We start from the raw sequence: 26,371 nt of genomic DNA on the forward strand, positions 1-26,371 counted from the left end.
ATCAGCGCTGTTCATCCGCTTATCAGCGATTTTCTCCTCCTTATCAGCGCTGTTCATCCGCTTATCAGCGATTTTCTCCTCCTTATCAGCGCTGTTCATCCGCTTATCAGCGATTTTCTCCTCCTTATCAGCGCTGTTCTTCTGTTCATCGATTAGCACGCTCAAGGTCGCTTTGCTCCTTGAGCGTGCTATCAAATTTTAGTTTTCGGTAACTACTCCGTTGTATAATCCAGGTCTGCGGTCGTCATAAACAGGAATTCTGCCTCTTACTTCATCGACAATTGAAAAGTCCACGTCGATGACAGCTACTTCTTCGTCCTCTGCACCAACCCACAGCACCTCGCCCCACGGTTGAATTATCATTGATTGACCATTAAAGTTCTCTACCTTTCTAGAAAGACGATTAACAGCGATCACAAAGCATTGATTTTCAATGGCACGTGCTTGCAGTAATGTTTTCCAATGATCGATACGTGGTGTCGGCCATTGTGCCGGCACGAACAATACTTTTGCCCCTACTAAGGCGTGAGCACGTAGCCATTCCGGGAAGCGGATATCATAGCAAATCACGCCTGCAGCCTCGATATCTCCAAGGACAAAGCGATTCATTTCATCCCCAGCTTCTAAATATAAATGCTCGTCCATCAAACGGAAAAGATGTGCCTTGTTATATTCCCCTACTAACACACCATTTTTATCAAACGTATACATCGTGTTGTAAAATTTATCGCCCTTCTTCGTTGAAACCGAGCCACCAACAATATGTACGCCAAGCTCTTTCGCTAGGTTTGATAAAAATGCTTTCGAACGCTCTCCATCCACATCTGCAAGCTCTGATAATTTTTCAAGAGCATAGCCTGAATTCCACATTTCTGGCAGCACAATAATTTCTGCACCTTGTTTTGCCGCTTCACGAATTTTGTCCTCAGCGCGAGCAAAATTTTCTTCTACTTTGCCAAAGCCTACGTTTAATTGAATACAACCAATTTTCATTGCTATTCCTCCTCTAGACAGTACTGTTCTGTATTTATACTACAATAAATCAACCTGACTTCCATGGTTTAAGCTCAATATTTAGATTATTATTTCACCACTTAATACTTGAACTGCAGAACCCGCAATAGCAACATCTTTTATTTTTGGTGTAACGTACAATAAGCCACCGCGTTTTGAAAGTTGTTTGCTCACGATGCTTTCTTTTGATAATTTTGCACACCAGTAAGGTCCTAGCGCACCATGAGTGGAACCATTTACATGGTCTTCATCAATGCCTTGTGCTGGAGAAAAGAATCTTGAGACAATATCAATCCCCTCATCTTTAGAACGACTTGTAATACAAACACCACGTACCGGGAACTGTTTCATCGCTTGAAAATCAGCTTTGAAATCCGCAATATACTCTTCGTGACTTAACTCCACTATATAATCCAATTCTGTTTTCCCTACATATGTTGGTTTCACACCTAGCCATTCTTCAAGCTCCAAAGGACATTCAATCTCTTCTAACTGATACTTTTGAATTGTTATTTCAACTAATTCATTGAACCAATTTGCTTGCAGAGGGCCACTTACAGTCTGGAATATAATCGAAGAATTGATAGGTACAATCCCTTGTTTCCAGAGTAAAAAAGCGCTAGCGATTGTTCCATGTCCACAAATCGGTATTTCCTTTGCCGGCGTAAACCATCTAAGAAAAAAATTATTATCCTTCCTTTGAACAAAAGCTGTTGTCGGTACTGGGATCTCTTGAGCAATTTTCTGCATGGTCGACTCAGGTATCGTTGAATCAAGTAAACATACTGCTGCGGGATTTCCCTTGTAAAGCTCTGTAGTAAAAGCATTGACGATAAAATACGAGACTTTGTTCAATTTTCCCACCTCATTTTGGTCACTTTTGATTTTTAATTAACTGAAAATACTCTAGACAATTACTAAAAAAAGTAATATTATGTGCATCATATCTCCAATAATTATTATATTCTGAAAAAGGTGGACGTGCATGGAATTCTCAAAAAAACTACAGCAACTCCCAACTCAATTTTTTGCAGAACTTGTGCAAAAAGTAAACGCTGCTCTTGCTGAAGGACGTGATGTTATCAATCTTGGTCAAGGTAATCCAGATCAACCCACCCCTTCACACATTATTAAAGCATTACAGGAGGCGGCAAAAAATCCTCAAACTCATCAATACTCTCCATTTCGTGGCATAGCAGAATTACGCCAAGCAGCAGCAAGCTGCTACAAACGTGAATACAATGTGGACATTGACCCTGAAACAGAAGTTGCTATTCTCGGTGGTACGAAAATTGGCCTTGTTGAGCTACCGTTAGCTGTTTTAAACCCCGGTGACACTATGCTATTACCTGATCCTGGATATCCAGATTACTTATCTGGTGTCGTATTAGGTGATGTTAATTTTGAAGTTATGCCTCTTTTCGCAGAAAATGATTTCCTGCCAGATTATAATGCTTTATCCAATGAAGTAAAAGAAAAGGCGAAGTTGCTGTACTTGAATTACCCGAATAATCCAACTGGCGGTACTGCAACATTTGAATTTTTCGAAGAAACAGTACGCTTTGCAAAAGAGCACAACATTATCGTCGCACATGATTTTGCCTACGGAGCGATTGGATTTGACGGCAATAAACCTATCAGCTTCCTGCAAGCTGATGGTGCTAAAGATGTCGGTATCGAAATGTATACATTATCCAAAACGTATAATATGGCAGGCTGGCGCATTGGTTTTGCAGTTGGTAACCCCGACATTGTCGCAGCCATTAACCTTATTCAAGATCATCTTTTTTGTAGTCAATTTCCTGCCGTACAACAAGCCGCGGCAGTTGCACTTACTGCTTCCCAGAGTTGCGCAGATAAGCTAAGAGCGACTTATGAGCGTCGACGAAACGTCCTGATCGAAGAAGCCCAGCGAATTGGTTGGCAAGTAACAGCACCGAGAGGCTCTTTTTTTGCATGGCTCCCTGTTCCACTAGGTTTTACGAGTGAACAATTTGCCGATATATTGCTCGACAAAGCTGATATCGCAGTAGCTGCAGGCAGTGGCTTCGGTCAATATGGTGAAGGTTATGTACGGGTTGGTTTACTTGTTAGTGAAGACCGCTTACGTGAAGCGATCAGCAGAATTGAAAAATTAAACTTATTTAGCTCCTGAACATTTCAATCAAAAACTGTTCCATTAGCTCAAACTTGCTATGGGGACAGTTTTTTCTCTCTCTTACTTACTCCACCCCTTCTTCTAGCGGATTCTTTCACAACTAAATATTATAATAAAATAAAAAATTTTAAAAATTCAATTGACTTACTATATCCTATAATTTATATTAGTTCTATCGGATTTACAAAAAAATATTATAAATCTCTTATCAAGAGTAGCTGAGGGACTGGCCCTATGAAGCTCGGCAACCTCCTTTTTTAAGGAAGGTGCTAATTCCTGCAAACGAGCATCGTTTGAAAGATAAGAGAGGACAATTTTTCATGAGCCTCTCTTAATTTTTTAAGAGAGTTTTTTTATTTTTATTACCGATAAAACAACTTTGGAGGTATGTTTCATGAAAAAGAACAACAAGATTTTATTAGGTTTAGCAAGTCTTACATTAGTAGCAGCATTAATGGGCTGTGGTACTAAAGAAAATAGTAAAGATAGTCAACGTAAGACTATTAATGAAAATAAGATTGTAGTAGGTGTAACTTCTGGACCGCACGAACAAATTGCTGAGGTTGTAGCGAAAGTTGCCAAAGAAAATGGCTTAGAGGTAGAACTAAAATCTTTCTCTGATTATGTTTTACCAAATACATCGTTAGTAGAGGGCGATCTTGATGTAAACAGTTATCAACACAAGCCATTCCTCGATACATTTAACAAAGATCACAATACAGATTTAGTGCCAGTTGGAAAAACAATTTTAAATCCTCTAGGCATATACTCCGAGAAATATAAATCATTCGATGACGTTCCAGATGGTGCAACGTTCGGATTACCGAATGATCCAACGAACGGGGCTCGTGCACTATTTGTACTTCAAAAGGCAGGCTATATTAAATTAAAAGACGGTGCAGACTTAACAGCATCTATTCGCGATGTGGAAGAAAACAAAAAGAATTTGAAATTCATTGAATTAGAGGCTGCACAAATTCCTAAACAGCTTAGTGAAGTAGATGTAGCTGCCATTAATACAAACTTCGCTCTTGATGCTGGCATTAATCCTAAAAAAGACTCCATTCTTTTAGAATCTACGGACTCTCCATATGTGAATTACATTGTGGTGCGCGCTGAAAACAAAGATGACCCAACGATCAAAAAATTTGTTGAAGCTTATCAATCTGATGAGGTACGCAAATTTATTGAAGAAAAATTCCAAGGCTCTGTAATTCCAAGCTGGTAAGTGACGATTAAGAATATCAAGAATCTGCGAGACTCCTACAGGAAAGTTAGCAGATTCTTGCTTTATAGAAGGACTTAGAAAGGAGATATCACCGTATGATTCAACTAGAAAATATAACAAAAGAATTTAAAACTAAAAATGGTATCGTCAAAGCAGTAGATGGTATTAACCTGCATGTCAAAAAAGGTGAAATTCATGGGGTTATTGGCTACAGTGGTGCAGGAAAGAGTACCCTTATTCGCTGTGTGAATTTATTAGAACGTCCGACAACAGGAAAGGTATTAATCGATCATGTAGATATTACTTCCCTTTCTCTAAACGACCTTCGCAAAACTCGGCAAAAAATCGGGATGATCTTCCAGCATTTTAACCTTTTAAAAACAGCGACTGTTTACAACAATATCTCGGTACCATTAAAGCTTCTTGGCTATAACGACTCTGAAGTAAAAAAACGCGTTACAAAATATGCAGAAATTGTTGGCCTAACGGAGAAATTGGATAGCTATCCTAGCCAGCTTTCAGGTGGTCAAAAGCAACGTGTCGCTATTGCGCGTGCCCTAGCCCAAGAGCCCGAGATTTTGCTTAGTGATGAAGCGACAAGTGCACTCGATCCCGAAACAACGGACGCCATTCTTGAGCTTCTCTTGAAAATTAATCGTGAGCTAGGCATCACTATTTTACTTATTACACATGAAATGAATGTTATTCAAAAAATTTGCGATGCTGTATCCGTTCTTGAATCAGGGGCGGTTGTGGAATATGGCTCTGCTATAGAACTATTTTCGAAGCCTCAGCATCCAACAACACGAAAATTTTTAAATACCATTTCTCAACGTAATTTATCCCCTTCTCTTATCAAGCAATTAAATGTTTCGGGAAGTGTTATTCGTTTAACATTCCTTGGTGAAAGTACAGGGAAACCATTACTAGCAGAAGTGAGTAAAGTTTATGATGTACAACCAAATATTTTATCAGCCAATATCATAGAATTAAAAAACGGCATTGTCGGTAATATTGTCGTGCATCTACACGGTGAAGCACATATCGTAGAAAAAGCACTTAAGTATTTTACAGAAAACGGGGTAAGCGTTGAAGAATTAGGAGGCGAATTAAATGAATAGCATTCAAAGCTTCTTTGCAGATTGGTCAGATGTTATTGGGAAATCCATTCTCGAAACCTTCCAAATGGTTGGGATTTCATTATTCTTTTCTATTTTAATTGGGATTCCTTTGGGGCTTTTAATCGTTTTAACTCGCCCGGGGCAATCGTTTGAAAATAAATTTCTCTACCAATTTTTCAATTTATTTATTAATATTATTCGCTCTGTACCGTTCATTATTTTACTATTTTTCATTTTACCGTTCACGAAGCTAATCGTTGGCACAACTATTGGTGTAAAAGGTGTTATCGTGCCACTTGTTGTTTATACAGCGCCTTATATTGCGCGACTTATGGAAACAGCACTTTTAGAAGTTGATCCAGGTGTTGTGGAAGCTTATACAGCAATGGGTATTAAACGTAGTCATATTATTTGGAACGTCTTATTACGCGAGGCACGCCCATCCATTATTTTAGGTTTAACGATTGCCACAATCGGTCTTATAGGAGCAACAGCAATGGCAGGAATGGTTGGTGCTGGTGGTCTAGGTGATCTCGCATACCGTTACGGCCATTTACGCTATGAGGTTGACGTGATGTATGCGACAGTGTTCATCTTAATCATCCTCGTGCAGAGTATTCAATCACTAGGTAACCGCTTTGCTACGAAGTTAAAGAAAGATTAGTAGGAGGTTTACGATGACAAAGACAACACATAGCGACCTACTGTTAAAAAATATTAATGCACAGGCCCCCTTCCCTATTTGCTTTACAGATTTAGAAAAGGCAGTTGCAGAAAAATTGGAAGCTGGTCCGTTTGGTTACATCCGTTCAGGCGCTGGCGGCGAGCAAACATTAAGGAATAACCGTACAGCCTTTGAAAAATACTCTATCATTCCTCGCTTTTTACAAGATGTTTCAAGTATTGATACATCGATTGAACTGTTCGGAAAAGTATATCCAACTCCGTTCTTATTTGCCCCTGTTGGCATGAACAAAATGGCGCATGACGAAGGAGAGCTGGCCGTTGCACGTGCAGCTGATCAATTAAAAATTCCATATATTCAAAGCACAGTTTCAAGCTATGCACTCGAGAATGTGGCACAAACAGCTCCCACTGCTACTAAATGGTTTCAATTATATTGGTCAACAAATGAGGAAATTGCCTATAGCATGGCCGCTCGAGCCGAAGCAGCTGGTTTTGAGGCTATCGTTTTAACTGTAGATACAGTCATGCTTGGCTGGCGTGAAGAGGATGTTCGTAATCAATTTTCACCATTAAAGCTTGGGTATGCACGAGGAAACTATATGAATGACCCTGTTTTTACTGCTTCCTTACCAGATGATTCATTCGAGTCATATATCCAAGGCGTATTGCAAAATATATTCCATCCAACATTAAATTGGGACAATGTACGTGAATTAAAGCGCCGTTCAAATCTCCCTATTTTGTTAAAGGGGATCTTACATCCTGAAGACGCAAAACTAGCAATAGAAAACGGCATTGACGGCATTATCGTATCCAACCATGGTGGCCGCCAATTGGATGGCGTAATTGCTTCACTTGATGCACTTCCTGACATTGTGAAAGCTGTAAAGGGACAAATTCCTGTTATTTTAGATAGCGGTGTGTATCGTGGAATGGATGCCCTTAAGGCACTCGCTTTAGGAGCAGATGCTGTTGCCATTGGCCGTCCCTTCGTCTACGGACTTGCATTAGAAGGACAGCAAGGAGTCGAAAAAGTAATGACGAATTTATATGATGAATTAAAAGTTTCTATCGCATTAGCGGGAGCAATATCTATAAAAGGACTACGTGATATTACATTAGTGAAAAAGGATGAAGCGTAAAAAAAGCGTCCGGCAGTTTGAGGTGCAGATAAGAGACTTATCGGAATAAATTTGTGTTTTATCGGAACAATTTTGAGATTTATCGGAACAATTTCAGATTTTATCGGAACGTTTCACCGATTTATCGGAACATTAATATAAAAAGGGCTACCTCACTTTTGAGGAAGCCCCATTTTTTATTGAATAACGCCTAGTTCACGGCCGACTTTTTCATAGATTGCTAGAGCGTCGTCTAACATTTCTTTTGTATGTGCCGCTGTAGGCATGTTACGAACACGTCCTGTGCCTTTTGGAACCGTTGGGAAAACGATTGATTTAGCGTAGACGCCCTCTTCAAATAGGCGGCGAGAAAATTCCTGCGTAAGCTTTTCATCACCAATAATACATGGTGTGATTGGCGTTTCAGATTCACCGATATTAAAGCCAAGATTAGCAAGACCCGCTTTTAGATAATCGCCATTTTCCCATAGCTTATCGTGAAGCTCTGTTGAGTCAATCAACATTTGTACTGCTGCTGTAATCGCTGCTACATCACCTGGTGGTAATGCCGTTGAGAATAAAAATGGACGAGAACGCACTTTTAGCCAGTCAATTAAATTTTTCTTACCTGCTACATATCCACCAACAACACCAATTGCTTTAGATAGTGTACCAATTTGGAAGTCAATTTCTTTTTCTAAACCGAAATGCTTCACAGTACCTTTTCCTTTACCTGTTACACCTGATCCGTGTGCATCATCGACGTATGTTATTAAATCAAACTCTTTCGCAATCTCAACGATTTCTGGTAGTTTTGCAATATCACCGTCCATTGAGAATACGCCATCAGTAATGACCATGACTTTATTATATAAGCCTGATTCTTTTGCTTCTTTTGCCTTTGCACGTAAATCGTCCATATCAGAGTGATTAAAGGCAATGATTTTCGCACGTGATAAACGACAGCCATCAATAATCGACGCATGGTTTAATTGGTCTGAAAGAATTGCATCATTTTTATCCATAACAGCTGAAATAGCTGCCATATTACAGTTAAAACCTGATTGGTAAGAGATCGCTGCTTCGGTACCTTTAAATTCAGCAAGTTTTTCCTCTAGTTTTACGTGTAAATCAAGTGTGCCGTTAATCGTACGAACTGCCCCAGCCCCTACACCGTATGTCTCAATTGTTTCTTTGGCAATACGCTTTAAATCTTCATTCGTCGCTAAGCCAAGATAGTTGTTTGATGATAGATTAATTAAATTTTTGCCACGTACCTGAATAATTGGTCCGTTTGCTCCCTCTACTGGATCAATTTCATTGTATAAGCCTTGATCGTGTAAGGCTTTTAGGTTTTCATCTAAAAATGCATTCAATACTTTTGACAAGCGTATCATCCTTTCCTAAGAACACTATTCTAGTTCCTAGTGTAGCATAAGCATACTATTAGAAAAATTACTTTGTTAATCTTTCGAATAGTGGGGCAGTTTTTTCTCGCCAAAGAGATGATGATACACAATTATCTAATAATCGACGGACAGTATACTCCGCTTCTGCGTAACGCTTCGAATAACCCATTGCATCCTGCATCGCCTCTTTATACTTTGCCCGAATATCTTCAATTTGAACTTCTGCCTCCTGTGAAATTGCGCAATGTTTCCCTATATCGAAAATTTCATCCCCTAGTCTTCCGTCCTGTGGGTCAAAGATATGAGGCTCTGTACTATCAAAAATACAGAAATTCAATTCCGGGATAATGACCATGTCAACTGAGTTTGAATCCAAGCCGCACCAAATAATTTGTGCATCGAGCCCTCTTGCATTTGCTTCGTCTGCTAAACCTTTCATTAAAGAAGATTTACCTGTACCTGGCTTCCCTTTGATCATCAATCTTCTAGATACATTTTTTGTTATGCTATCTACGGTATTTTCGGAACCCCTCGGTGTTAATGTTCCGAGTAAGCGATGGGTGCGCACTCCTGTTTTATTTAAGACGATTGATTGGAAAACATCTGTCTTTAAATTTTCAACCTGATCATTCAATGCCTGCCAGTTCATGCAACTCTGAGTGACTCCTTCCCAATCATCATGGATCTTTTTTGCATTGTTAAGCTTCGAAATACACTTCTCACGCCATGACTCTCGTTCCGTCATTGCATCAGCGAGCTGTTCGCCAACCCTTTCAAGCTGGATTTCTTCTAAGCAATCATAAAATGACATCACCCGATGCTTTGTTCCAAGGAAAACCGGTTCAATCCCCCAACCCGATGACCATACAAATAGTCGATTACATCCTTGAACATACACTGCCTCAACAATATCCTCCAGCAAAGCATGCTTATACCACTCCACCGCAAAGCCTTGCTTTACATAAAAATACCCAAGCTCTTTAAGAAGTTCTGATCCTTTAAACGTCGGTGCACCCTGTAAAATATAAACTAATTCAGCCTCATCCATCATTTCTTTATATAAATGTTTAATTCCTTGCCCAGTCAGTGCGTGTCCATAATAGTAGGTCACATTTCCGTTCAATTTCGATCCCCCTTTATCTTATGCCTTGCATTATATGAAGGAACCTTAAAAAAAATGAAGAGCTATTTTTAATTTTTACACATAAAAGTAGCTTCCTATTTAATAAAATAAGTTCATGCCCATAGAGTGCCGCCAATAAAAGCCTCTCGAATAAATCCATTAAACTAACGAGGTAGTAAAAAAAGGGATACCCAAAATGAAGTCGAATTTTTAAGTTTGGAGGGAGATAACTTACATCTCGCCCATATTTTATGGTAAATGAAAAGCTTGATCATTTTCTATCTATTTTCACCAAAAGTGCCCGATTGCGGAAGTAGCAACCATCTGTTTCACTGTTTGCTACTCTTAGGTTACATCATTCTACCTTGCGATTCTTACAAATTTTTATAAGCTATTGTAAAAATAAAATGACAGGAGTTGAAATCATGGAGTTCTATAAAAAGCTAAAAGAAGAACGCTTAAAGCATAATTTATCACAAGAAGAATTAGCCATTAAATTAAACATTAGCAGACAATCCGTTTCTAAATGGGAGCTTGAAAAAGGTTACCCCAATATTGAAACGCTTATTGCATTAAGTGATTTATTCAATATTAGTATTGACGAATTAATGAAAGGAGACAATTCCTTAAGAGTTACAAGCATCAAAGAAGAAGAGACGAGAGAATTGAAAATGACAGATCGGTTCAAATGGTTATATGTACTGAGTTCAATTTTAGTAGTATTTTGGCTTTTTGTACTTCCCTGGTCCAAACCATCAGGTCTTACATTAAGTATCATTAATCTCATAGCTGTTATTTACTTTGGAATTGTCGTTAGCTACATCAAAAATAACAAGAACAAATTTTTTAATTAAACACGCAATTATGCCTGTGATGCAGGTCAGTTAACATTAGCTGAAGTTTGGAGGGAGATGTATGGTGAAAAAAGTAGGGTCTACTTTTTTTGCTATTGGTATAGTAATGATGTTTATAGGTATGCTTTTTTATTGGGCTATTCAACAAATGAATTTTTAAAGTATCCTTTATATTTAGAATTGATAGTAGGTTATATTTGCTCCTGCCCCTACAATAATCCTTCTGTGCCGAGCAGTTTACCGCTTATCTATGTGACCCTTCTACAAATTATCAATAAAAAAACTACCCAGCATATCATTGGGTAGTAGTGATTGATGCAATCTTTGCTTTTGTCACAGCGACTAAATCATCTAGCTGTAAGTGGATTTGCATACCGATTTTCCCGGCACTTACTATAATATTTCCTTGCTCTTGGGCCGACGAATCGATGACAGTTGGATAAAGCTTCTTCATGCCGATTGGAGAGCATCCGCCTCGCACATAGCCTGTATAGCCAAGTAACTCCTTGACCGGGAGCATGTCGATTTTTTTCTCTCCTACAACCTTTGCAGCTGCTTTTAAATCAAGCTCATCTGCTACAGGAATAACAAATACAAAAAGCTTTTGTGCACTTGCCTTTGCTACTAATGTTTTGAAAACACGAGCAACTGGGTGACCAATTTTTTCAGCAACCGAAATTCCGTCAACTTGGCCGTCACCAGTCTCATATTCAATTACTTCGAATTGTATTTTTTGTTGCTCCAATAATCTTATCGCATTTGTTTTCGCATGCTTTGCTTTTGCCATATCAAAAATCTCCCATCTGTAGCATTAGGCTATCATGGAGATCATGGAGTCATTTCTCGGGCGATAGCCGTCTTTTGCCATTTGAATATGAGTGGCATACTTTTCAGAAGCGTGTTTATATGTTCGCGCCTTGTATGCCTCCGCATAACTCTTACCGAAAATTGTATCTACAAATGGATCCAATTTCAATTCCTTCGAAAAACGTTCTGGTACTTTGACTTCAATATCTTCACGTACAAAAGCTGACTCACTATCATCTACCTCTTGACCATTTAATTGCGCTTGCATATGCTGTATTTGAGCATCTACACGTAAATCCTGTGGTGATGGCTGCACGGGTCCCAGCGCTGTATTCCGCACCCGCTCTAAAATTTGTAACGTTTCCTTGGCATTCGCATCATCTACTATAGGCGCTTCCTCATTTACACGCTCTACCTGTGAATATTGCTTTTGCATTTGCTCATGTGCGAGTACATTTTTCGTCTGTTGCATATCTTGAATGATTGCTTGCTGTTGAGGTGTGACCTCTTTGGACTCCTCTTTTTGTTGCTCAAAGAGTTCTTGGTCTGTATGCCCTAAAAGTAAATTTTCTAGCTCAAGCAATAACGGATTTTTCTTCGGTGGAAAATACAGTGCACTTTTTCGATATGCATCACCAGCTTGTTTTCGCTGTAAAATCTTTTTACGATTATAGTGTGATGATATTCTTTCTTGTTCTATTAAACTAGATAGTTTCATATGATTCACCTCGGCTTTCTTATTTAATATGCAAGTTAAATAATAGATATGATAATTTCCTCTATTAACTTTATCTATTCCTTCAGAATAGTTTCTGTACCCTAATTATCGGAATTTTCTTTACCAAATTCAAGAGCAAATTAATACTAAGCTCCTAAAGAAATATTTCACTTTCAACGAAATAAGTACAAAGACCTAACAAAACCCACAATATTATATTCATTTAGTATTTCAATATTTAATTTCAATAAAATTTATTATCGTTATCACTTTATAAATGGTGTTAATTCACCACTAAAAAAACAGCCCCATAACAAGGACTGTTTCTATCTGTCTTTTTTAGGTTTAATAAGTATACTTTTATAGGCTAAGTAACCAAGCCATGCACCGAGTGTATTTAAAATTAAATCATCAATATCAGCCGACCCAACCGTAAAAATAAACTGGATCGTTTCTACCGCTAGACTAGAGAAAAAGCCTGCCCAAATAACTGTCCGCGCTTTACGAAACTTTTTTGATAATAATGGAAGTAAAAAGCCCATTGGGGTAAATATCAATAAATTGCCTAGTAAATTAATAATAATGATATCCAAATTAAAATACTGAGAGTAATTTATATAGCGAAGAATTGTATCAAAGGGAATAAAATTTGTGGTTAAACGCCAGTCACTATAATCAAACAGCCCTAATTCGTCTAGAGAATATTCGCCATTAAATAAAATAATAATTACATTCACTAGTCGATCAATAACTAGTTTATAAAAAGCTATAACGGAATAAATACAAAAAAATATCCAACCTATTATCTTGATTGGTAAATAATATGTATCTATCAATGAACGATAAGGTAACGGTAGCTTGGCACTACCCTGTATATTATTTTTTGTCATGCCTGTACAACCTACCTCCTGTATCCTCTCATAATTTTAATATGCCTCCCTTCCCCATGCAAGTGGCAAAAATAAGATGGGTGAAGCGTTTTAAAGCATACTAGCATATTAGGAATACTTTCCCCCCTTTACTATACGTTTGTCCAGATTCAATTAGAAAAGAGAAAAAAACAAATTTTAACAAAATACCATCCTTAGCTTTTGGTGATGCAAAAAAAAGCTGCCTCAATTAAACTGAGACAGCATTCTTTCAGACTTTATACTGGATTTACTCCATGTTTACGTTCCGAGAATAATAAATATTTTGACATATACAGCTCTAAACGTGATTCAAGTGCTTTTCGTAAATCATTTGGCTCAATAACATCGTCAATGATGAGCTCTGAAGCTAGACGATAGACATCGATTTCCTCTTGATATTCCTTACGTTTCTCTGCAATAAAGTTCGCTTGCTCCTCTTTTGGAAGTTCAGCGATTTTATTTGCATATACTGCATTGACCGCTGCCTCTGGGCCCATTACAGCAATTTGCGCGTTAGAAAGCGCAATACAGCAGTCTGGCTCAAAAGCAGGACCTGCCATTGCATACAGCCCTGCACCATATGCCTTGCGAACAATGACCGTTAATTTAGGGACTGTTGCCTCGCTCATTGCGAAAATCATTTTCGCACCATGACGTATAATCCCAGCTTTTTCAACTTGCGTACCAATCATAAAGCCTGGTACATCTGCAAGGAAAAGAAGCGGAATATTAAACGCATCACAAAGTGAAATGAACTTTGCTGCTTTATCAGCTGAATCGTGGAACAAAACGCCACCCTTTACGCGCGGTTGATTGGCGATAATTCCAACGGATTGCCCATTAATGCGCCCAAGTCCTGTAATTAATTCTGGAGCGAATAATTTTTTTACTTCACAAAACGAATTTTCATCTATAATACGGTCAATTAGCTTATACATATCAAAAGGAACGTTTTGATTTTTTGGTATTAGCTCTTCAATCGATTTATCGAATGTAGCTGGTGGCTTTGGAGCCTCTACCTTACCGCGCTCTGCATAATTGTTCGGGAAGTAGCTCAAATATTTACGGGCATAGGCAATTGCTTCCTGCTCGGTTTTAGCAAGCACATCTCCACAACCGGAAACGGAACAGTGCATTTTCGCTCCACCCATCGTTTCCAAATCTACCTTCTCACCAATAACCATTTCCGCCATACGTGGGGATCCTAAATACATCGATGCATTGCCCTCTACCATAACTACAATATCGCAGAATGCAGGGATATATGCGCCTCCTGCTGCAGAAGGTCCAAACAGTAAGCATATTTGAGGGATTTTACCTGATAGTTTTACCTGATTATAGAAAATACGTCCTGCTCCTCGTCGGCCAGGAAACATTTCTAATTGATCAGTAATACGTGCACCTGCCGAATCGACTAGATACAGTAATGGGCAATTTAACTTTTCAGCTGTTTCTTGAATACGAATCATTTTTTCTACTGTACGTTTACCCCAAGAGCCAGCTTTAATCGTCGAATCGTTTGCTAATACACAAACGGTACGGCCATGGATTTTACCGATTCCTGTTACAACGCCATCTGCCGGTAAGTCACCAACTAAGCAGTTTGCGTACAAGCCATCCTCTGATTGCAGCCCATCATCTAATAATAATTCGAGTCGTTCACGTACAAATAATTTTCCTTGCTGCGCATTTTTATCGTGATATTTTGGCAGACCGCCTGCTAAAATTTGTTCCTTCATTGTTTTAGTCGTATTTTCTGTCGGTACATTGCTCATAGTTAATTCCTCCTTTTGCCCATTCGGTTACGCCTTAGCATAAATAGTTAATAGTATACCTAGATTTCAGTTCATCATCATAGCTTGGGGTTGATTTCCGTTCCGGCTGGGCGCTTTCCTGGGGGCGTTCGATAAGCCGCTTCGCTTCGCTGCAGGGTCTCATCTGTAACGCTGATCCCCGAGGAGTCGCCCAGCCTCCACTCCAATCAACTTATGGCATTGCATATGTTATAACTAAGTATTATTCCAAACTTCCGATAATGAACCAAAATCTATTAGAAATTCAACCTTGTATGGTTCATCACTATAACGTGGGTTGATTTCCGTTTCGACCAAGAGCTTTCCTGGGCGCGTTCGATGAGCCCCAAGAAGTCACCTAGCCCCACTTTTTGATGATATGCCAATATTTTAAAATCCTACTTTAAAACCTTTCAAAATCTATTATCAGGTCTTTATTTCCCTAAGTATTGCGGTGTTCGTTTTTCTTGGAAAGCAAGTAAGCCCTCTAATCGATCTTCTGTAGGAATCAGAGCATTATATGCAAGTGATTCGATTTTTAAACCCGTAGCTAAATCTACTTCAACTCCTTGATTCATGGCGATTTTCGCCTGTACTAAAGAAAGTGGAGCATTCTTTGCCATTTCGAGTGCAAGCTGCTGAGCCTTTTCTAGTACTTCATGTCCTTCATGAACATACTCCACAATACCGTAGCTTCTCGCTTCCTCTGCATTTAATCGACGTGCTGTATAAATTAATTCCTTCGCTTTTCCAATGCCAATTAGTCGTGGAAGTCGTTGTGTGCCTCCTGCCCCTGGGATGATGCCGAGAGATGTTTCCGTAAGGCCCATCTTTGCATGTGCAGCTGCAAGACGTAAATCACAGGCTAATGCTAGTTCGAGTCCGCCACCAAAAGCAACACCATTTAATACGGCGATAACTGGTTGAGCGAGTGCTTCTACTTTTGCCACTGTTGCACCGATTAATTGCACAATCTGCTTTACTTGTCGGTCTGGCATCCCTTTACGTTCTTTTAAATCTGCTCCTGCGCAAAAAGCTTTTTCCCCTGCCCCCGTTAGTAAAACGACTCGCACTGCCGGATCACCGTTTATGTTGTCGAGTGTCGTGCTCAGTTCTTGGAGTAGTTGTACAGACATTGCATTTGCAGCTTCAGGTCTGGAAAGTGTAATAAGCCCAATGCTACCATCTAATAATTCAAAACGAACGAGTTGCGTCATAATTGGCTCGCACTCCTTTCATTACGGGCAATCGCCATTTGTTTAGAGGCAACGGCCTTCCCTAGTTTCTGTTCAATAAATAGCGCAGCCTCTAGCACTTTATCCAGCTCTACACCCGTTGTAATACCCATTTCATCTAATAAATACAGTAAATCTTCCGTAGCTACATTACCTGATGCTCCTTTGGCATACGGACAGCCGCCAAGTCCACCAAGCGCACTATCAAACTTCGTAATCCCCATTTTTAAAGATTGAACAATATTCGCTAGCGCTGTGCCACGTGTATCATGAAAATGCATCGCGAAATTTTCTGCAGGATATCTTTTTAGCAATTCTTCTAAAAGATTTTCCACCTGTGTCGGTACACCAACACCAATCGTGTCACCGAACGAAATTTCATCGACGCCCATTTCTAATAATTTTTCTGTTACTCGCAAAACCTTTTCTGGTTGTATGTAGCCTTCATACGGGCACCCAATTACCGTTGAGATATAGCCTCGTACGTTTTTATGCGCTGCCTTTGCCCCTACCACAACTTCCTGTAGTATCGGAAATGTTTCATTAATTGTTTTATTAATATTACTTTGATTATGGCTTTCACTTGCTGACATAAATACGCTCACTTCATCTACTTCAGCCTGCAATGCACGTTCTAAGCCCCGCATGTTCGGTACGAGTGCCGCATATGTGATATCTTTTTGGCGTTTAATGGCCTGAAGAACCTCCACTGCATCTGCCAGCTGTGGAATCCACTTCGGATGCACAAAAGAAGTTACCTCAATATAATTCAATCCAGTTTGACTAAGTAAATTTACTAATTGCACTTTATCGGCAGTTGCAAGATGCGTTTTCTCATTTTGCAAACCGTCACGAGGCCCTACTTCCTTTAACGTGACATGCTTTGGTAGCTGCATAAAGAAGCCTCCTTATTCAATTTCTAAAATATCATCATCAACGTTAATGAAATCCCCTTCGTTCGCAATGATTTTTGTGACTACGCCAGCTTCCTCTGCTTCAATAGGAATCTCCATTTTCATCGACTCTAAAATTGCCACATCTTGTCCCGCTGTAACTTTCTCGCCCTCTGCTACAACAATTTTCCATACTGTTCCTGCCATGCTCGCTTTAACTGTTGCCATTGTAATCCCTCCAAATATTATGAATGTACTGATAACGCATTCGCACTAATATTTAAGTGCGAATGCTTTTATCAATTTCGCCTTGGCGTAATTGTCGTTGCTGTCGTTTCGCTTTCGGCGCTTCGCCCTCGCACAGATAAACAATACGTCCAGAGGTTTTATTTTGTCTCTGCTAATTGAGGTAGATAATATTCATCTACAAATTTAGTTGTTGTATAGCCCTTTAAAAATTGTTCATGTGTGACTGTTTTCAGTAGCATTGGAATATTTGTTTGAATTCCTTCTATTTTATACGCTTTAAGTGCCTCAATAAGTCGCTCACACGCAATTGCTCGTGTTTCTCCCCACACAACTAATTTGCTAATCATCGGATCGTAAAAAGGTGTTACCGAAGTGCCAGCCTCTACGCCACATTCATGGCGAATACCTTCACCTGTTGGTAATTCAAAAGCCGTGATTGTACCTGGAGAAGGGAAAAAGGTCGAAGGATCTTCGGCGTAGATGCGTACTTCAATCGCATGCCCTTTTCTTTCTATACTATCGCGCGTAAATGCTAATGGTTGTTTTGCCGCAATCTTTAATTGCTCCTCTACAAGATCTAGTTTCGTAATTTCCTCAGTCACCGGATGTTCAACCTGTAAGCGCGTATTCATCTCTAAGAAATAAAAGTTTTGCTCTGCATCTACTAAATACTCAATCGTTCCAGCATTCACATAGCCAATATGCTGAACTGCCTTGACTGAAGCATCTAGCATACTTTTTCTTGTTTCTTCAGAAATGAAAGGAGATGGTGCTTCCTCAACTACTTTTTGATTTCTGCGTTGAATCGAGCACTCGCGCTCAAATAGCGGTACGACATTGCCATCGTGATCCGCAATAATTTGTACCTCGACGTGATGAGGATTAGCAATAAATCGTTCCATATACATCGTGCCATCACCAAAGAATGACTGTGCACGCTTTTGATTTCCCTCAAAGGCCTTTGCCAATCCCTCTGCATTTTCTACGAGCTGCATTCCGATACCCCCACCGCCAGCAGAGGCTTTTAACATAATCGGATAGCCTAGACGGGAAGCAATTTCAATAGCTTCTGTTACATCTTTCACAGGTTTCTCTACACCTTCAACAATTGGTACACCTGCCGCCTTCATCGTTTTCCGGGCTTCTAATTTACTACCCATCGAAGCAATAACGTCTGCGCTAGGCCCAATAAAAACTAAGCCTGCCTCTGTACAACGTTTAGCAAACTCAGCGTTTTCTGATAATAAGCCATAGCCTGGATGAACAGCTTCAGCACCGCTTTCCTTCGCCACTTCAAGAATACGATCAATATTTAAATAACTTTGTGCAACAGGTGGTTTTCCGATACAAAACGCCTCATCCGCTTCCTTAACATGTAAGCTTTCAGCGTCCGCCTCGGAATACACCGCAACTGTTAGGACATTAAGTCGTTTGCATGTTCTAATAACACGTCTTGCTATCTCTCCACGATTTGCAATTAAAACCTTTTTGAACATAACACCGGCCCCCTTCTTATTTCACTGCTGGAACAAAACTCTCTCGTAATCTATACTTTTGAACTTTTCCTGATGCAGTCATCGGATAGTCGTCGATAAAGAAAATATGTCGTGGTATTTTATGTCTAGATATTTTATCCCGACAATAATCACGAATTTCTTCCTCTGTTGCCTGCTCTCCTTCACGCAAAATGATCCAAGCTGCCGCTTCCTCTCCATAAACAGGATCAGGAACACCAGCGACCTGTACATCTGCAATTTTCGGGTGTGTGTAAAGGAATTCTTCAATTTCTCGAGGAGATATATTTTCACCACCGCGAATAATCATATCTTTTAAACGCCCTGTTACACGTACATAGCCCGCCTCATCCATTGTCGCCAAATCCCCGGTATGCAGCCAACCAGCCCCATCAATTGCAAGAAGTGTTTCTTCTTGGTTTTTATAGTAACCTTTCATGACATGGTAGCCTCTCGTACATAGTTCCCCTTGCTCATTTGGCGCAGCTTCTTCGTCTGTACCAGGAACGACGATTTTAACTTCCAGATTCGGTAATGCACGACCAACGGTTTCTACCTTTAACAATAGCGGGTCATCTGCTCTCGTTTGCGTAATAACAGGTGAGGCTTCTGTTTGTCCGTAACAGATAGTTACATCCTTCATTCCCATTTTGTCGATCACGGCTTTCATCACCTCAATAGGACAATTAGAGCCTGCCATTACTCCAGTGCGTAACGTTGATAGATCCAAAGACGAAAAATTCGGTAAATTAAGCTCGCTAATAAACATCGTTGGTACACCATGTAACGCTGTACATTTCTCTTTTTCAACTGTTTGTAGCACTTCAGTAGCTGAAAATTCCTGCACTGGTACCATCGTCCCGCCACTAGTCGTAATGGCTAATGTTCCAATTACACAGCCAAAGCAATGGAAGAATGGGACAGGTATGCATAAACGATCTTCGAAAGTTAAATCCATACATTCTGCAATATTAATCGCATTATTGACTAAGTTATAATGCGTTAACATAACACCTTTCGGAAAACCTGTTGTTCCCGAAGTATATTGAACATTAATAACATCATCATAATGAAGCTCTTGCTGTCTTTTATCTAATTGCGCCTCTGTTATTTGCGCTGCAGCCGATAACACATCAGCCCAGTTTAGCACTCCAGGGTATTTTGTCTCGCCAATTAAAATAACATTTTTCAATAAAGGCAGTCGCTTTGATTGCAAATTACCCGGTTCACAATGTTCAAGCTCTGGACATAACTCTTGCAGTGTATTCATAAAAGAATGGTCTCGATAATTTTCAATTAAAATAATCGTTTTTGCATCGGATTGCTTCAATAAATATTCCAACTCGCTTGAGCGATAATTAGTGTTGACAGTGACGATCGGAGCACCCATTTTACCTGTACCAAATTGCAACTGTACCCATTCCGGGACATTGGTCGTCCATACTGCAATATGCTCGCCCTTCTCTATTCCAAGAGCCATTAACCCTCTAGCTACTAAACGACTTTGCCGATTGAGTTCCTCGTAGGTCATCCGTAAATCCCTGTCTGCATACACTAATGCTTCCCGTTGTGGATACTTTTCCGATTGTTCATCTAGCAATTGACCAATAGTTTGATACACAAGTTCCGCCATGAAAATCCTCCTTTTAGCTACCTAAGATGATTAACAGCCTATTAAACGAGAAATAACGAGACGTTGAATTTCAGACGTTCCTTCACCGATTTCCATTAACTTAATATCACGCAGATGACGCTCTACGTCGTATTCTTTCATATAGCCTGAACCGCCGTGAATTTGAATGGCTTGATTACAAGTTCGGAAGCCCATTTCAGAAGCAAATAATTTTGCCATTGCCGCTTCCTTCCCGAATGGTTTCTTTTGATCTTTAAGCCATGCCGCCTTATGTACTAACGTACGTGCAAGCTCTATCTCCATTGCCATATCGGCCAATTTAAACTGTATTGCCTGAAGTTTTGAAATTGGTGCACCAAATTGTTCACGTTCTTTTGCGTATTTTAATGATTTCTCATAAGCTGCCTGTGCAATTCCTACAGATAATGCTGCAATGGAAATACGTCCGCCGTCTAAAGTATTTAAAAATTGGCTAAATCCGTGTTTTTCATCCCCTAAAAGATTAGCCCTTGGTACACGAACATTTTGCAAAATAATCTCACATGTATTGGAGCCACGTACGCCCATTTTGTCGTAATTGCAGTTGATCGTTACGCCAGGAGTATTAGTTGGTACAATGATAGCTGAGATGATTTTTTTACCATCCTCACGTTTACCTGTCACTGCCGTCACAATAATTTGACGTGCATGGCCAGCATTTGTGATCCAGCATTTTTCACCATTAATGATGTAATCATCACCATCAATTACGGCTGTTGTACGTGTCCCACCAGCATCTGAACCAGCATTGGGCTCTGTTAGACCAAACGAACCTAATGTTTCTCCCTTCGCTAATGGAATAAGCCATTCTTGCTTTTGCTCCTCTGTACCGAAATTATAAATAGGCGAAGCACCTAAGCTAACTGCTGCTGCATAGCTTAATCCTGTGCCACCACACGCACGACCGATTTCTTCAACAGCAAGTGCGTAGGAAACAGTATCTCCGCCTGAACCACCATACTCTTCAGGAAATGGAATACCTAATAAGCCTAGCTCTGCCATCTTTTTAAAGCTCTCTATTCTCATCGTCGATGTCTCGTCAACCTCACGAGCATACGGTTTAATTTCATTTTCAGCAAAATCACGCACCATGTCTCGAATCATTGCTTGCTCTTTCGTTAGTTCAAAGTTCATCCCCAGTCCCCCTAATGTTTAATGTGCCATAGCGGATTTCGTTCAGATGACAGTTGCAAAAAATCAATTATACCTCGGCATAATAGCGTCCGGAATCGGCGGGAGGCTTTGGGCCAACGTGATGTTGGTCACTCAGTCGTTGCCACAGGACATGACGGTTTTAGACTGAGTTCCTCTATTTCAATGGGTGTTTAAACACCCATTGAAATAAGTTAATACCGACTAGTCGGTTTGTTTTAACTATTAATAAAACCAGTTTTTGCTTCTGGCTTCTCTTTGACCATAAATTGAACTGCTTCTTCCACTGCTTGTTCAGTGACAATCGCACGCAATACCATATCCGTAAAGACCTCTGTAATTTCCTCCATTGTTAATGGACCAGATTGCTTAAACCATTTGTATGTCCAGTTAATCATCCCAACAATAGCCATCGTTACAATAGTACAAGGTAGTTCTGTACGAAAATCCTTTGTTTGTTGGCCTTCCTCTATGACTTTTTGTAAAATATCCCGATATTGATCTCGTTTTTTATGAATAATTTCATTATAATCCCCTGGCAATGAACGGCTTTCCTCATAAAAAACAGTAATATGTGCTTGATACACATCAAATACTTGAGTCAGTGTTTGCAGCATTGCACATAAACGTGTAATCGGTGTATCGTATTTGTCATATGCCTCCTGTGATTGTTTAATAACATAGGAAATAAATACATCGTGAATTTCATACAACAACTCATCTTTCGATTTAAAATTATGATAAAATCCACCCTTTGATGCACCAATATATTCAACAATGCGATCAACAGTGACATTGTGATAGCCATCTTGCTGAAATAGCACTACAGAAGCGTCAACAATGCGTTGTTTTAACGTTTTCTTTACCATAGGCATCTATCATCCTTCTTATAACTCTTTACTCCATCACTCTTTATAATTAGAAAAAGTTTGGGTCATCACCATAATGTGTGGTTGATTTCCGTTCCGGCTGGATGCTTTGTTGCTGCCGCTTCGCTTTCGCACAGAAAAAACATTTGTAGCTGACGCTTCGCTTTCGCTACAGAAAACATTTGTTGCTGACGCTTCGCTTTCGCACAGAGCAAAGCTTCCTGGGGGCGTCCGATGAGCCGCTTCACTCGCGATGCTCGCTCCAGGGTCTCATCTGTGACGCTGATCCCCGAGGAGTCGCCCAACCTCCACTCCAATCAACTTACGCATATGGTATATGTTTTAGCAAAATGCCATCCCATCTATCGGCGGAGAAACCTGACTTTTCTTAATTATAAAAAAACTATGACACCATTAATATAGCATTTACAAAAATTAGTGTCTAGCATCGATGTAGATTTTATTTTAAATTACGAGAATTTATTTCACATAAAGCAGAATTTTTAAAATCTATACAAATCGATTTCGCCTTGGTGTAATTGGCCGCTGTCGCTTTGCTTTCGCTACAAGAGAGATTTGTAACTGCCGTTTCACTTACGTTACATAAAACATTTGCTGAATGAAGATAAACAAACATACAATTACTGTATGATTTTCAACTTGTTTTCATTACTAAGATCCAAAAAAATTCCCTAGCGCTATATAAAAACACTAGAGAATCTCAAAAATATAGTTATGAAGCTTTTGGTATTTTACGTAGCCACGAGATGATAATAGCAATGATTAGTGCAAAGCCTAAATACCCCATTGTTGAATATACCTTTCCAACTAATGTCGTGAACCCTACTAAACTCGCGACAAAGCCTATTAAGCCTATTACCACAATACCCAATTTAAAGCTTTTATGGTCAGGCGCTATAAAACGTACTGTAAATGCATAAAGCATTCCTACAGCTGTATTGTACATCATACCTAATAGAGCAATAGACATTAAAATACCTACTACAGGATGAATTTGTTTTGCTAGCTCTAATGTTGGCATTGCCGTCCCACCAACTACATCCATTTTAACGAACAAAGCAATATTAATAAGTATGATTAAAACACCGAGCATTACGCCACCAAGAAGACCACCTAAACCAGCAATCTTGCGCTCTTTTACCGTTCCCCCCATAACAATTAACATCGCAGTACCAGCAGCTATGTTATAAGATACATAGAGAAGTGCGCCCAATATCCAATTAGAAGACGCCGATGTTTGCTCCTGCGCTAACACATTCTGTTCGGCAATTGTTAAGTCCATCGTGAAAATAGAATAAATTAATATAATAAAAACGATTCCCATTAAATATGGCGTCACTAAAGCTATTATATTAATAATGTTTTTTACATTTAATAGCAATGTTAAAATCGTAATGATTACCATAAAAATACTACCAATCATCGGATTTATATTAAACATTTGCTCGAATGTAGACCCCGAACCAGCAAACATAACAACCGCAACGCCAAATAAGAAGAATGTAATGACAATATCTAATAGTACCCCAACATACCGTCCACCAATTTGATAGATAACCTCTTTATGAGAGGTCGTTTGTGAATCCGCTCCTAATTGTGCTAGACTCATCCCTAAAAAGGCAAATGCAATTGTTGCGACAATTCCCCCTGCTATACCGTAAAGACCAAAGCTCGTAAAATATTGCATAATTTCTTGTCCTGATGCAAAGCCAGCACCAACGATTAATCCTACAAATGCCCCACCTATCTGCCAACTTTTTTTCATAGACCACCTGCTTATCTATTTTTTAAAATCCATAAGACGGTTGATTCCTCGTAGGAGTCATCGCCTTATGATTTAAGTTCTATCCATAAGTTTTCTAAGATCGCATTATTTATATATTTTCTGTGCTACTGTGAATAAATCGATTGTCTCCCTACTCACTTCATAGCCGATTCCTGCTTTTTGAGGAACTTCAATATAACCGTCCTTCACTACAACTTCTGGGTTGATGATATCTTTTTCCCAATAACGGTTTGAGCCTGCAGTATCTCCAGGTAAAATGAAATTCGATAATGTAGTTAATGCCACATTATGTGCACGACCAATACCAGACTCTAGCATGCCTCCACACCAAACTGGAATGTTATTTGCCTCACAATAATCATGTATTTTCTTCGCTTCTGTTAAGCCACCAACACGACCAATTTTAATGTTAATAATTTTAGTACCGCCTAACTCAATAGCTTTACGTGCATCTTCTAAAGAATGGATACTTTCGTCTAAGCAGATTGGCGTATCGATTAATTTTTGTAATGCTGCGTGGTCAATGATGTCATCCGACGCCAATGGCTGTTCGATCATCGTTAAATTAAAAGCATCTAGCTGCTTGAGCGTCTCAGCATCTTCGAGACGATAAGCTGAGTTCGCATCTGCCATAAACGCCACATCAGGGAACGTTTCACGTAATGTACGCATGACCTCTACATCCCAGCATGGCTTAATTTTGATTTTCATTCGTTTATAGCCTTCATTCACAAAGCCATCTACTAACGCAATTAGGTCCTCGATTGTTTTTTGAATACCGATACTGATCCCTACTTCAATGTTATCCTTTTTACCACCAAGTGCGGCCGCCAGTGATTGATTCGTCTGTTGGGCGTAAATATCCCAAATAGCACCTTCAATCGTTGATTTCGCCATATTATTTTTGCGAATTGGTTTAAATAGCTCATTGACCTCATCCGGATGCTGAAGCTCTTTATTTAAAATAAGAGGGATTAAAAAATCCTCTAGCATATGCCAGTTCGTTTGCAATGTTTCCTCGTTGTACCAAGGAGAATGGAATGCAACAGATTCTCCCCAACCGATTGTTCCTGCCTCATCCTTGGCCTCTAAAACTAAAAAATCTTTATCCTCGAATGTGCCAAAGCTAGTTGTAAATGGTTCTTTTAATTTCATTTTTAAATGTCTAATGGAAATTTCCATAATTTTCATATTGGTTTACCCCTTCCAGATCTAAAGTTTCTAATTTTACTAGGACATACTCGTTGTAATATTCTTGTTGCTGCAATTGAACTGCCGCATAGCCTTGTGCAAATAAGCGTTGTAATAAATATCTCGTTTTGAAACGCCAGTCCAATGCTAATGCTGGATCTTGTAGCTTCAATGCTTGAAAATCCTTTGGTACAGGCAATGTATATGAGTTTTCCTTACATTTTAAATTTTCAGATATATTTAAACATAGAAATCCTTGTTCATTTAATACACAGCTAGCCACTGGTATGGCATCCGTCGTATCTATTGAAAGATTTTTACTTACGTAATTAGAGGTTATATGCCAACACACCTCAAAACGGTCTGAAGGTAGTCCCTTATTTAAGCCATCCTGCATTTCACCGTAGCAGTTTTCTATATACGTATTACAAATACCATTTAATTTGGACAGATTGAGAAAACCATTTCGAGTTTCCAGCGGATCAAACGTCCACACCATTAAATCGTAGCCCCTCTCAATAGCAATAGCTTGCTGGGCATATTTTAATTGTTCACCTATTCCTTGGGAGCGGAAATTTTCGTCTATCCCTAACATATGGGAACATAAATAGCTTTTGCCCTCTCGAAACCCCGAAAAGCCATAGCTAAAGCCAACTAATTGATCACCATCATAGGCACCAACAACGATACCGCCATTTTTCACAGCTGTTAAAGTTTGATGAATGGGAATTGAAGGCATGCCCCAAACGTTATATTCCAATTGTTGAACTTGCTCCAGCTGTTCGATTGTCTTTATTTCCCTTATGTTAATCATTGCTATCGCTCCTTTCTTAATGGCCCTCAGT

Annotated in this window: 24 protein-coding genes and 1 riboswitch; of the genes, 6 read left to right on the forward strand and 18 right to left on the reverse strand. The window is 39.4% G+C overall.

Annotation, left to right across the window (positions count from 1 at the left end; all coding sequences use genetic code 11):
- Positions 1-198: 198 nt before the first annotated feature.
- Together ACIPKN_RS23310 and ACIPKN_RS23315 are read right to left on the reverse strand one after the other, a co-directional pair.
- On the reverse strand, positions 199-993 hold the full coding sequence (locus tag ACIPKN_RS23310; RefSeq protein ID WP_400940734.1) for a carbon-nitrogen family hydrolase: 795 nt from the start codon (positions 991-993) through the stop codon (positions 199-201).
- An 81-nt stretch (positions 994-1,074) separates the two neighbouring features.
- Complete coding sequence (locus ACIPKN_RS23315; protein ID WP_400940737.1) at positions 1,075-1,869, reverse strand: PhzF family phenazine biosynthesis protein; 795 nt, start codon at positions 1,867-1,869, stop codon at positions 1,075-1,077.
- Positions 1,870-1,999: 130 nt separating this feature from the next.
- On the opposite strand from ACIPKN_RS23315, the gene ACIPKN_RS23320 reads away from it, so the two are divergent.
- The 5 genes from ACIPKN_RS23320 (at position 2,000) to ACIPKN_RS23340 (ending at position 7,350) form a co-directional block, all read left to right on the forward strand.
- Positions 2,000-3,169 (forward strand): pyridoxal phosphate-dependent aminotransferase, encoded by a 1,170-nt coding sequence (locus ACIPKN_RS23320; protein WP_400940740.1) that lies wholly within the window; start codon positions 2,000-2,002, stop codon positions 3,167-3,169.
- A gap of 205 nt (positions 3,170-3,374) precedes the next feature.
- A riboswitch (SAM riboswitch) is annotated at positions 3,375-3,479 on the forward strand.
- A gap of 87 nt (positions 3,480-3,566) precedes the next feature.
- Positions 3,567-4,400 (forward strand): MetQ/NlpA family ABC transporter substrate-binding protein, encoded by an 834-nt coding sequence (locus ACIPKN_RS23325; protein WP_400940742.1) that lies wholly within the window; start codon positions 3,567-3,569, stop codon positions 4,398-4,400.
- A gap of 95 nt (positions 4,401-4,495) precedes the next feature.
- The gene (locus ACIPKN_RS23330) at positions 4,496-5,521 is read left to right on the forward strand and encodes a methionine ABC transporter ATP-binding protein (protein WP_400940744.1); all 1,026 of its coding nucleotides are present in this window, start codon (positions 4,496-4,498) and stop codon (positions 5,519-5,521) included.
- A complete protein-coding gene (locus tag ACIPKN_RS23335) occupies positions 5,514-6,185 on the forward strand; it encodes a methionine ABC transporter permease (RefSeq protein ID WP_400940746.1) in 672 nt (223 codons plus the stop codon). Before ACIPKN_RS23330 ends, ACIPKN_RS23335 begins: the two co-directional genes overlap by 8 nt.
- A gap of 13 nt (positions 6,186-6,198) precedes the next feature.
- Positions 6,199-7,350 carry an alpha-hydroxy acid oxidase gene (locus ACIPKN_RS23340; RefSeq protein ID WP_400940748.1) on the forward strand — a complete coding sequence of 384 codons (1,152 nt, stop codon included), beginning with the start codon at positions 6,199-6,201 and terminating at the stop codon, positions 7,348-7,350.
- A 176-nt stretch (positions 7,351-7,526) separates the two neighbouring features.
- On the opposite strand, the gene ACIPKN_RS23345 is transcribed toward ACIPKN_RS23340, so the two are convergent.
- Together ACIPKN_RS23345 and ACIPKN_RS23350 are read right to left on the reverse strand one after the other, a co-directional pair.
- On the reverse strand, positions 7,527-8,726 hold the full coding sequence (locus ACIPKN_RS23345; protein ID WP_400940750.1) for a glycine C-acetyltransferase: 1,200 nt from the start codon (positions 8,724-8,726) through the stop codon (positions 7,527-7,529).
- A 58-nt stretch (positions 8,727-8,784) separates the two neighbouring features.
- A complete protein-coding gene (locus ACIPKN_RS23350) occupies positions 8,785-9,861 on the reverse strand; it encodes a nucleotide kinase (protein ID WP_400940753.1) in 1,077 nt (358 codons plus the stop codon).
- Positions 9,862-10,286: 425 nt separating this feature from the next.
- Between ACIPKN_RS23350 and ACIPKN_RS23355 the strand changes: the two genes are divergently transcribed.
- Positions 10,287-10,715 (forward strand): helix-turn-helix domain-containing protein, encoded by a 429-nt coding sequence (locus tag ACIPKN_RS23355; protein ID WP_400940756.1) that lies wholly within the window; start codon positions 10,287-10,289, stop codon positions 10,713-10,715.
- 295 nt (positions 10,716-11,010) lie between these two features.
- Here ACIPKN_RS23355 and ybaK read toward each other — a convergent pair whose 3' ends face one another.
- From ybaK to ACIPKN_RS23425, 14 genes are all read right to left on the reverse strand, one after another.
- On the reverse strand, positions 11,011-11,502 hold the full coding sequence (gene ybaK / locus ACIPKN_RS23360; RefSeq protein WP_400940759.1) for a Cys-tRNA(Pro) deacylase: 492 nt from the start codon (positions 11,500-11,502) through the stop codon (positions 11,011-11,013).
- A 24-nt stretch (positions 11,503-11,526) separates the two neighbouring features.
- Positions 11,527-12,240, reverse strand: a complete 714-nt coding sequence (locus tag ACIPKN_RS23365; RefSeq protein WP_400940762.1) for a hypothetical protein — start codon at positions 12,238-12,240, stop codon at positions 11,527-11,529.
- A gap of 326 nt (positions 12,241-12,566) precedes the next feature.
- On the reverse strand, positions 12,567-13,130 hold the full coding sequence (locus ACIPKN_RS23370; RefSeq protein WP_142509439.1) for a VanZ family protein: 564 nt from the start codon (positions 13,128-13,130) through the stop codon (positions 12,567-12,569).
- A gap of 257 nt (positions 13,131-13,387) precedes the next feature.
- Complete coding sequence (locus ACIPKN_RS23375; protein ID WP_400940766.1) at positions 13,388-14,926, reverse strand: acyl-CoA carboxylase subunit beta; 1,539 nt, start codon at positions 14,924-14,926, stop codon at positions 13,388-13,390.
- Between the two features lie 452 nt (positions 14,927-15,378).
- Complete coding sequence (locus ACIPKN_RS23380; protein ID WP_400940769.1) at positions 15,379-16,161, reverse strand: enoyl-CoA hydratase; 783 nt, start codon at positions 16,159-16,161, stop codon at positions 15,379-15,381.
- The gene (locus ACIPKN_RS23385; RefSeq protein ID WP_400940772.1) at positions 16,158-17,075 is read right to left on the reverse strand and encodes a hydroxymethylglutaryl-CoA lyase; all 918 of its coding nucleotides are present in this window, start codon (positions 17,073-17,075) and stop codon (positions 16,158-16,160) included. The genes ACIPKN_RS23380 and ACIPKN_RS23385 overlap by 4 nt, the downstream gene beginning before the upstream one ends.
- A gap of 12 nt (positions 17,076-17,087) precedes the next feature.
- Positions 17,088-17,300 carry an acetyl-CoA carboxylase biotin carboxyl carrier protein subunit gene (locus tag ACIPKN_RS23390; RefSeq protein ID WP_400940775.1) on the reverse strand — a complete coding sequence of 71 codons (213 nt, stop codon included), beginning with the start codon at positions 17,298-17,300 and terminating at the stop codon, positions 17,088-17,090.
- A gap of 158 nt (positions 17,301-17,458) precedes the next feature.
- Entirely contained in the window at positions 17,459-18,817 is a 1,359-nt protein-coding gene (locus ACIPKN_RS23395; protein WP_400940778.1) for an acetyl-CoA carboxylase biotin carboxylase subunit, read from the reverse strand.
- Positions 18,818-18,833: 16 nt separating this feature from the next.
- Positions 18,834-20,468, reverse strand: a complete 1,635-nt coding sequence (locus tag ACIPKN_RS23400; RefSeq protein ID WP_400940781.1) for an AMP-binding protein — start codon at positions 20,466-20,468, stop codon at positions 18,834-18,836.
- A gap of 30 nt (positions 20,469-20,498) precedes the next feature.
- Entirely contained in the window at positions 20,499-21,641 is a 1,143-nt protein-coding gene (locus ACIPKN_RS23405) for an acyl-CoA dehydrogenase (RefSeq protein WP_400940784.1), read from the reverse strand.
- Positions 21,642-21,877: 236 nt separating this feature from the next.
- Entirely contained in the window at positions 21,878-22,528 is a 651-nt protein-coding gene (locus ACIPKN_RS23410; RefSeq protein ID WP_400940852.1) for a TetR/AcrR family transcriptional regulator, read from the reverse strand.
- Between the two features lie 733 nt (positions 22,529-23,261).
- A complete protein-coding gene (locus tag ACIPKN_RS23415; protein ID WP_400940786.1) occupies positions 23,262-24,314 on the reverse strand; it encodes a YkvI family membrane protein in 1,053 nt (350 codons plus the stop codon).
- Positions 24,315-24,419: 105 nt separating this feature from the next.
- Positions 24,420-25,526 carry an o-succinylbenzoate synthase gene (menC, locus tag ACIPKN_RS23420; protein ID WP_400940788.1) on the reverse strand — a complete coding sequence of 369 codons (1,107 nt, stop codon included), beginning with the start codon at positions 25,524-25,526 and terminating at the stop codon, positions 24,420-24,422.
- Entirely contained in the window at positions 25,501-26,340 is an 840-nt protein-coding gene (locus ACIPKN_RS23425) for a GNAT family N-acetyltransferase (protein ID WP_400940790.1), read from the reverse strand. The genes menC and ACIPKN_RS23425 overlap by 26 nt, the downstream gene beginning before the upstream one ends.
- Between the last annotated feature and the right edge of the window lie 31 nt (positions 26,341-26,371).

This window comes from Lysinibacillus sp. NPDC086135 (assembly GCF_044746345.1).
In the GTDB taxonomy this organism is placed as follows: domain Bacteria; phylum Bacillota; class Bacilli; order Bacillales_A; family Planococcaceae; genus Lysinibacillus.